The organism is Neotabrizicola sp. VNH66 (assembly GCF_049445895.1).
Classification (GTDB): Bacteria; Pseudomonadota; Alphaproteobacteria; order Rhodobacterales; family Rhodobacteraceae; genus Pseudogemmobacter.
Map to the genome: position 1 here is coordinate 1 of NZ_JBMSDW010000051.1, position 1282 is coordinate 1282.

1 pseudogene is annotated in these 1282 nt (G+C 62.6%); it reads left to right on the forward strand.

Annotated features, from left to right (window positions below):
• Positions 1 to 59: 59 nt before the first annotated feature.
• Positions 60 to 1262, forward strand: a pseudogene (locus ACO2Q5_RS23880) (IS3 family transposase).
• Positions 1263 to 1282: the final 20 nt, after the last annotated feature.

Consider the following 1282-nt stretch of genomic DNA (forward strand, 5'->3'; position numbering starts at 1 on the left):
TGAGGTGCGCCTAGATTTGTAGACGCTTTGCGCCCTAGCTTTGAGGCAAGGAGGCCGAGATGGGGACGAGCAACTACAGCGACGCGTTCAAGGGGGATGCGGTGCAGCAGATCCCGGTTCGGGGATACCCGGTTCGCGAGGTTGCCCGACGTTTGGGGGTGAGTTCGCATTCATTGTACAAATGGCTGAAGCTATTCGCAGAGCCAGTGGCCAAGTCGGTCGGCGTCGACCACGAAGCCGAGAACCGGCGGCTGAAGTGCGAACTGGCTCGGGTGACCGAGGAGCGCGACATTCTAAAAAAGCAACGGCGTACTTCGCGCGCGAGTCCCAATGAATGGAGCCATTGGAGCGCCATTGGTTCAAGCCCAATGGCGACGGCCTTCATCCGGGCACATCAGGCGGAGTTTGGCGTCCGGGCCATGTGAACCGCACCGGGTTTGCCGGATGCTGCGGGTTCACTTCAGCGGCTTCCATGCTGGCTTAAGGAACCGTTAAGTCAGCCTGCGCAAGACGATGCGCGCCAAACGGAGCTGATCCGGCGGGCCTGGTCCGAGAGCGGCAAGGTCTATGGTTATCGCAAGCTGGCTGACGATCTGCGCGATCAGGGGGAACAGGTTTCCGAGAACCGGGTTGCGCGGCTGGCTGGTCTGGCAGGAAACGCAGCCCGGATCGGCTACAGGCGTCGCCCCGGGCGGTATGGTGGCAAGCCCGCCGTCGTCGCTTCCAACACCCTGGACCGGCAGTTCGATGTCGATGGGCCTGACCGGGTCTGGGTGACCGACATCACCTGCATCAGGACCCACGAAGGCTGGCTGTATCTGGCGGTCGTCATCGACCTGTTCTCGCGGCGTGTAGTGGGCTGGTCCGCGCAGCCCCGCATGACGACCGACCTTGCCCTCCAGGCCCTGCTCGCGGCGGTCTGGCGGCGCAAGCCCAAGACCAAGGTGATGATCCATTCCGATCAGGGATCGCAGTTCACAAGCCGCGAGTGGCAGGTGCTCCTGGGCCAGCACAATCTGGAGGCCAGCCTGAGCCGACGGGGGAACTGTCACGACAACGCGGTTGCGGAAAGCTTCTTCCAGCTCCCGAAGCGGGAACGCATCCGCCGCCGCACCTATCTGACCCGCGAAACCGCGAGGCAGGACGTGTTCGAGTACATTGAGCTGTTCTACAACCCGAAGCGCAAACACACGAACAACGGCATGCTGTCGCCCGCTGATTGCGAAAACAGGCAGCAGAAACTGAGCGAGGCGGGCGTCTAGGAAACTGGGGGCACCTCAGT